At 71.7% G+C, this 6,572-nt stretch carries 5 protein-coding genes; 2 read left to right on the top strand and 3 right to left on the bottom strand.

Annotated elements, in window-relative coordinates; translation table 11 throughout:
* The coding region (locus AB0B41_RS42275) for an AMP-binding protein (protein ID WP_358212763.1) at nt 1-622 on the bottom strand (622 nt) is incomplete at its 3' end.
* Nucleotides 623-727: 105 nt separating this feature from the next.
* Here AB0B41_RS42275 and AB0B41_RS42270 point away from each other — a divergent pair.
* Entirely contained in the window at nt 728-1,456 is a 729-nt protein-coding gene (locus AB0B41_RS42270) for a TetR/AcrR family transcriptional regulator (protein ID WP_358212761.1), read from the top strand.
* 36 nt (nt 1,457-1,492) lie between these two features.
* Here the strand turns inward: AB0B41_RS42270 and AB0B41_RS42265 are convergent, their stop codons facing one another.
* Both AB0B41_RS42265 and AB0B41_RS42260 read right to left on the bottom strand, forming a co-directional pair.
* The gene (locus AB0B41_RS42265; RefSeq protein WP_358212759.1) at nt 1,493-2,845 is read right to left on the bottom strand and encodes an MFS transporter; all 1,353 of its coding nucleotides are present in this window, start codon (nt 2,843-2,845) and stop codon (nt 1,493-1,495) included.
* 103 nt (nt 2,846-2,948) lie between these two features.
* Nucleotides 2,949-3,794: a LuxR C-terminal-related transcriptional regulator gene (locus tag AB0B41_RS42260; RefSeq protein WP_358212758.1), complete on the bottom strand. Its 846-nt coding sequence runs from the start codon at nt 3,792-3,794 to the stop codon at nt 2,949-2,951.
* A 469-nt stretch (nt 3,795-4,263) separates the two neighbouring features.
* On the opposite strand from AB0B41_RS42260, the gene AB0B41_RS42255 reads away from it, so the two are divergent.
* Nucleotides 4,264-6,572 (top strand): molybdopterin cofactor-binding domain-containing protein (locus AB0B41_RS42255; RefSeq protein WP_358212764.1); only part of this gene is annotated, 2,309 nt, incomplete at its 3' end.

Below are 6,572 nucleotides of genomic sequence, written 5' to 3'. Positions count from 1 at the left end.
TCAGCGTGGCGCCCTTGGGGAAACCCGTCGTCCCCGAGGTGTACTGGATGTTGATCGGATCATCCGGCGACAGCTCGGCCTGCTTCTCCACCAACAGCCCCGGCTCGCCGGCCCGCCCGGTCTCCAGCAGCGCGTCCCACTCGGCCGACCCGATCAGCATCACCGCCCGCAGCTCCGGGCAGTTCCCGCGCACCTGCTCGATCATCGCCGCGTAGTCCGACGTCTTGAACTCCCGCGCCGCCACCAGGACCGAGATCCCCGCCTGCTTGAGCACGTACTCCAGCTCGTGGGTGCGATACGACGGGTTGATGTTGACCAGGATCGCGCCGAGCTTCGCCGTCGCGTACTGCAACACCGTCCACTCCGCCATGTTCGGCGCCCAGATCCCGACCCGGTCCCCCTTGACCACACCCTCGGCCAACAAACCCAACGCCAGCGCGTCGACGTCGGCGCGGAACTCCCCGTAGGTCCACCGGCGGCCGCTCGGCACGTCGACGAGCGCCTCGCGGCCGGGGTCGGCCGCGACGGTCCGGTCCAGGTTGTCGCCGATCGTGTCGCCCAGCAGCGGGACGTCGGAGGTCCCGGAGGCGTACGACGGCAGCGCGGGAATGGCGGGGATCATGTGAGCTCCTCGTGGCAACGGCGCCAGGGCGATGACGCAACTTAACTGACCGCTCGTACGGTCAGCAATAGGGCTCACGGCCCGACCTGTCCCTATAGTGGGCGGATGCCAGGACGGAGCCCGCGGGCGAGCTCCCGGGACGCGATCCTGCGCGTCTTCGCCGAGCACGTCGCCGACCGCGGCTACGCGGACACCAGCCTCGGCGACGTCGCCGCCGAGCTGAACCTGAGCAAGGGCACGATCGTCCACCACTTCGGCAACAAGGAAGCCCTGCTGCGCGAGGTGCACGTCGCCTACTTCTCGCGGCGATTCGCCGAGGCGGACTTCGTCCACACCCACCTCGCGGACCCGGTGAGCCGGCTCGTCGCGATGATCTACGCGCTGCTCGCGGCGCACCGGGACGACCGCGCCGCCAGCCTGGCCTGCCTGCGCGAGCTCGTGCGCTACTTCGACGGCGACCTCACCGACTACGTCCGCAAGCAGCGGGTGCGCTACACCCAGATCGTCGTCGACATCCTCCGGGCCGGGGCGGAGCGGGGGCTCCTGCACACCCCGGACCCGCAGATGACCGCGCTGCAGGTCTTCGGCATGTGCAACTACGCCTGGACCTGGTACCGGCCGGACGGCCCGCAGAGCGTCGAGGACATCGCCCGGCTGTTCGCGCACGACGTCCTCGCCGGGCTGGTGCCCCGCTCCGGCGCCGGCCGGGAGCTCGACGAGCTGATCACCGCGGCGATCGAGACCGTGCGGAAGGCCCCCGGCCGCGGCGCCGCCGACGGACCGGCCGAGCCCGCCGACGCGGACCTCGCCGAGCCCGTGCCGACCGTGCCCTGACGGGCGCTCCCCGGGGACGGCACGGGCCCGGCGCGGTCAGGCCGTCGCCGCGGCCTGGGTGCCGCCGACCTCGTCCTCACGGCCGAGGTCGCTGCGGCTGGTCTCCCGGAGGGCGTAGGTGCAGGCGAGGCTGAGCACCGCGGTCACCGCCAGCATCACGCCGATCGCGATGCTGCCGAAGGAGGCCGCGAGCCCCGGCGCCAGCAGCGGGGGCACCGCACCACCCAGCACGCCGGCCAGGTTGTAGCCCAGCCCGGCGCCCGTGTAGCGGTGCCGGGTCACGAACAGCTCCGGCACGAACGAGCCCGCGGGCCCGTACGACACCGCGAAGATGATCAGCGTGACGGTCAGCCCGATCGCGAACGCCACCGCGGTCCCGGTGTCCAGCAGCGGGAACAGCACCAGCGCCCAGAGCACGCCCGCGGCGCACGACACCATGATCACCCGCCGGCGGCCGAACCGGTCCGACACGATGCCGGAGACCGCGATGGCCACCGCGAAGAACACCGACGCCCCGATCCCGATGCCGAGGACCACGGGCCGGCTCAGCCCCGCGCCCTGCGGGTTGGTGCCGTAGCTGGTCAGGTAGGCCGTGCCCATGTAGAAGAACGCGAACAGCATGGTCAGCGACCCGGCCGCGAGGAACACCTCCCGGGGCTGCGCGCGCAGCACCTCGAGGAACGGCACCCGCGAGCCCGATGCCGCCGGGGCCTCCTGCACCGCCCGGAAGGCCGGGGTCTCCTCGATCGTCGACCGGATGTAGAAGCCGACTGCCACCAGGACGATGCTGACCAGGAACGGGATCCGCCAGCCGTAGTTGAGGAACGCCTCGTCGCCGTCGCCCAGGACCAGGCCGGTCACCAGGAAGGTCGCGCTCGACAGCGCGAACGCGAAGGCCGGGCCGAGCTGCGGGAAGATCCCGTAGAGCCCGCGCTTGTTCGGCGGCGCGTACTCCGCCGTCAGCAGCGCCGCGCCCGCCCACTCGCCGCCGACCGCCAGGCCCTGCGCGAACCGCAGGACGACGAGCAGGATCGGCGCGACGACCCCGATGGTCGACGCGTCGGGCAGCAGCCCGATGAGCATGGTCGAGATGCCCATGAGCAGCAGCGTGCTGATCAGGGTGCGCTTGCGCCCGATGCGGTCCCCGTAGTGCCCGAAGAGGACCGCGCCGAGCGGGCGGGCGACGAACGCAACCGCGAAGGTGGCGAAGGACGCGACCGTGCCGGCCGTCGCCCCGAGCGCTGGGAAGAACACCTTCGGGAAGACCAGCGCCGCGGCCGTTCCGTAGATGAAGAAGTCGTAGAACTCGATCGTCGTTCCGACACAGCTCGCGGTCGCGACCCGCCACATCGGGGTCTGCCGCCGAGAGTGCGGTGCGGACGTGGACATCGTCGTCCTCCTGCGGTTCCGGTTCGGGAGATTCCGCACAGGGTGTCCGGCCCGGATGTGATCGGCTACTCACGAAAGGGGGTAGCGCGGGACGAGCCGCCCGTCAGAACAGCCCCGCCGCGCGCCCGACGTGGACGGCCGCGGTCCGGTTGCGCACCTTCAGCTTCCGCATCGCCGACCGCAGGTACGCCTTCACGGTCTGGACGCTGAGGTTGAGCTGGTCGGCGATCTCGGAGTTGCTGGCCCCGACCGCCACGAGCCGGAGGACGTCGGTCTCGCGGCGGGTGAGCTTCTCGGGGCCCTCGGCCGCCGGGTCGCCCACCGGTTCGGGCGCCGCGGGGGCACCGCTGAACTCGCGGTGGATGCGGGCGAGGCGTTCGCGGAGCCGGGCGTCGGAGGTCGCCGCGATGATGTCGGCCAGCTCGACGAGTGCGCGGCGGGTGCCGTCGCCGGCCCCGTCGTCGACGGGCGGGAGGCCGGCCGCCGGGGTGCCCCGGAGGTCCACCTGCAGCTGCGAGGCGACGAGGCTGGCCTGCCGCAGCGTGCGGTCGCCGATCGGGTCGCCGGAGCGGACGGCCCCGTAGAGGACGCTTCGGACCTCGCCGTCGACCCGGACGGGGAAGGCGAAGATCGACGTCAGCTTCTCCTCGGCGACCATCGTGTCGTAGTCGTGGGTGATCGCGCGGGCCGCGGCGTAGTCGTCGACCCGGCACGGCACCCCGCGTTCGAGGGCGGTCCCGCCCAGCCCGCGCCCGCGCCGGATGACGAGCCCGGACAGGGCGTCGCTGATCGTCCCGACCTGGGAGGTGATGGCGAACCACCCCTCGCGCCCGCCGCCGGGGACCGTCCCCCCGAAGACCACGGGGAGTCCGGTGACCCGCTGCAGTTCGAGCAGGCGCGTGCGGACGGCACGCTCGGCGGAGCGGTGGACGGTGTCGACGCTGACCACGGCCTGGTCCTCTCGGATCGGGTCGGGCGGCGGAGCCCCGGCCGGGTGGCCGTCGCTCCCCGAACACGACGGAGACGGCGGCGAAGTGTCCACAGAACGTGTCCGGTTCGTCAACTCTGCGTGGCACCACCGACAGTCGGAGGTGCCGCGAACCCCCTGCTCTACCCACTTTCGGCGGTGGCCGACGCGCCGGTTGCCGGGGTTGACCGGAACGAGTGACCATGTCCGGCTCCTCACGAGTGAAGCGGCATCTGTGTCGCTCACCGTCAGCGCGGCGCCCGCTCGGCTAGCCCGGTCGAGTGACACCCGCCGGGTTTCGCGGCGGCGAGATCACGGACCGCACCGGACCGGAGACGTCCCCCGCCGGCCGGGATGCGACCGAAGTCCCGGTTGGTCGTTGCTGCGGCAAGTCCCCCGGACGGCGTCTTCCCGCGCCCGACGGGGCAGGCCCCCGATGAAGAGGACCACCATGGCCAACCACCGCTTCGCTCCCCCGAAGGCCAAGGAACCGGGTACCGGACTGCGCGCCCCCGTCGGGCGCCGCAAGTTCCTCGGCTACCTCGTCGCCGCGCCGACCCTGGTGGTCGCCGCCGAGTTCACCCGCCAGACCGTGTTCGACGGGCCGTCGGCCTCCGCGGCGCCCGTCCCCTCCGTGCCGCAGACCCCCGAGGCCTACGACCTGCTCGACCTGCTGCGCGACTCGATGCGGCCGACCGCGAACCTCATCCGCATCGAGGTCAACAAGGACGGCACCGTCTCGTTCGCGCTCCCCCGCTCGGACAACGGGCAGGGCATCATCACCTCGACGCAGATGATCATCGCCGAGGAGATGGGCCTGGAGGTCGAGCAGGTCCACGTCACCCTGGCCGACGCCCGCCCGGAGCTGCTGTTCAACCAGATCACGGGCGGCTCGAGCACCACCTTCACGACCTACACGCCGATCCGCGTGGCGGCCGCGCTGGCCCAGATGCGGCTGCTCGACGCCGCCGCGCAGGTGCTGCAGCAGGACGTGCGCACGCTGACCGCGCGCAGCGGCCTCATCACCGGTGCCGCCGGCCGCGTGCTGTCCTACGGCGACCTGACCGAGGCCGCGGCCAGCCCGGTGAACGAGCAGGTCGAGGTCGTCCTGAAGCCCCGCGAGGACTTCCGGATCATCGGCAAGCCGCACAACAAGACCGACGCCCGGGACATCGTCACCGGCAAGAAGTGCTTCGCCACCGACCTGCAGATCCCCGACGCGCTGCCGACGGTCATCTGCCGGGCGCCCGACCTCAACGGCACCCCGGACGACGTCGAGAACATCGACGAGGTCCGGAACATGCCGGGCGTGACGGACGTCGAGGTGGTCTCCACCGGCGTCGCGGTGCGGGCGAAGACCTTCGGGCAGGCCATCGACGGCGTCCGCGCCCTGCGGGTGCAGTGGAACGACGGCACCGTCCACGGCGAGAGCGACGAGAGCATCCTCGCGAAGCTGAAGGCCGCCGAGCTGCCGCTGGCCGTGCCGGCCGGGGTCGGCGAGACCGTCGAGGGCTCGTTCACGTTCTACTTCAAGTCCAACAGCTCCCTGGAGACCAACTCCGCGATCGCCGACGTCCGGTCGGACAGCGCGGAGATCTGGGGCGCGATGAAGAACCCGGTCACGGCGCAGGCCGCGATCGCGAAGAAGCTGGGGCTGCCGCAGAGCGCGGTGACCGTGCACGTCACCCAGGGCGGCGGGTCCTTCGGCCGCAAGCTGTTCTGGGACGCCGCGCTGGAGGCCGCCGAGGTCTCGCAGACGATGGGCAAGCCCGTCAAGCTGATGTGGACCCGGGCCGACGACGCCCGCCAGGGCCGGGTGCACCCGATGGCGACCTCGCGGATCCGCGCCTCGGTCACCAAGGACTCGGTGCTCAGCTACGAGCAGCGGCACACCAGCGTGTCCACCGACTTCACCCACGGCCTCGGCGACGCGATCACCGCGACCGGCGCCCGGGCCCCGCTCGGCAACCTCACCTTCGCCGAGTCGATCTTCGAGCTGACCCAGGTGACGCCGTACGACTACGGCGTGTCCACCCGGCTGCTCAACGAGGTCGAGATGGGCTTCAACACGTCGTCGATGCGCAACGTGTACTCGCCCGACGTGGCCACCGCCCGCGAGCTCGTCACCGACCAGCTCGCCGCCAAGGTCGGCCAGGACCCCTACGAGTTCCGCCGCCAGTTCCTGCGCAACGACCGGATGCGCGCCGTGCTCGACGCCGTGGCCAAGGAAGGCCGCTGGGGCCGGTCGATGAAGGACGGCACCGCCCAGGGCATCGGCTTCCACACCGAGTACAAGGGCGTCTCCGCGGCCCTGGTCGAGATCGACACCCGGCCCGAGACCGTGAACCGGAAGATCCGCGAGGGTGTCACCGGCCCGCGCGTCACCCGGGTGACCTTCGCCGTGGAGATCGGCCTGGTGATCAACCCCCGCGGGCTCGAGGCCCAGATCATGGGCGGGATCAACGACGCCATCGCCCTGATCCTCAGCTCCAGCCTGCACCTGACCGACGGGCACTTCGTCGAGGCCAGCTGGGACAACTACTTCTACACCCGGCAGTGGAACACCCCGCCCGAGATGAACATCATCATCCTCGACTCGCCGGGCGACGAGCCGGGTGGGGCCGGGGAGTTCGGGCTCGCCGCGACCTGCGGCGCCATCGCCTGCGCCTACGCCCGGGCGACCGGGAAGGTGCCCGAGTACTTCCCGATCAACCACAAGGACCCGTTCCCCTTCGAGCCCAAGCCGCTCGTGCCCCCGAT

The sequence above is a fragment of the Pseudonocardia sp. NPDC049154 genome (assembly GCF_040648315.1).
In the GTDB taxonomy this organism is placed as follows: Bacteria; Actinomycetota; Actinomycetes; order Mycobacteriales; family Pseudonocardiaceae; genus Pseudonocardia.
The sequence above is the reverse complement of the archived record's forward strand: the minus strand, read 5'-3'. Positions and strand labels throughout refer to the sequence as shown.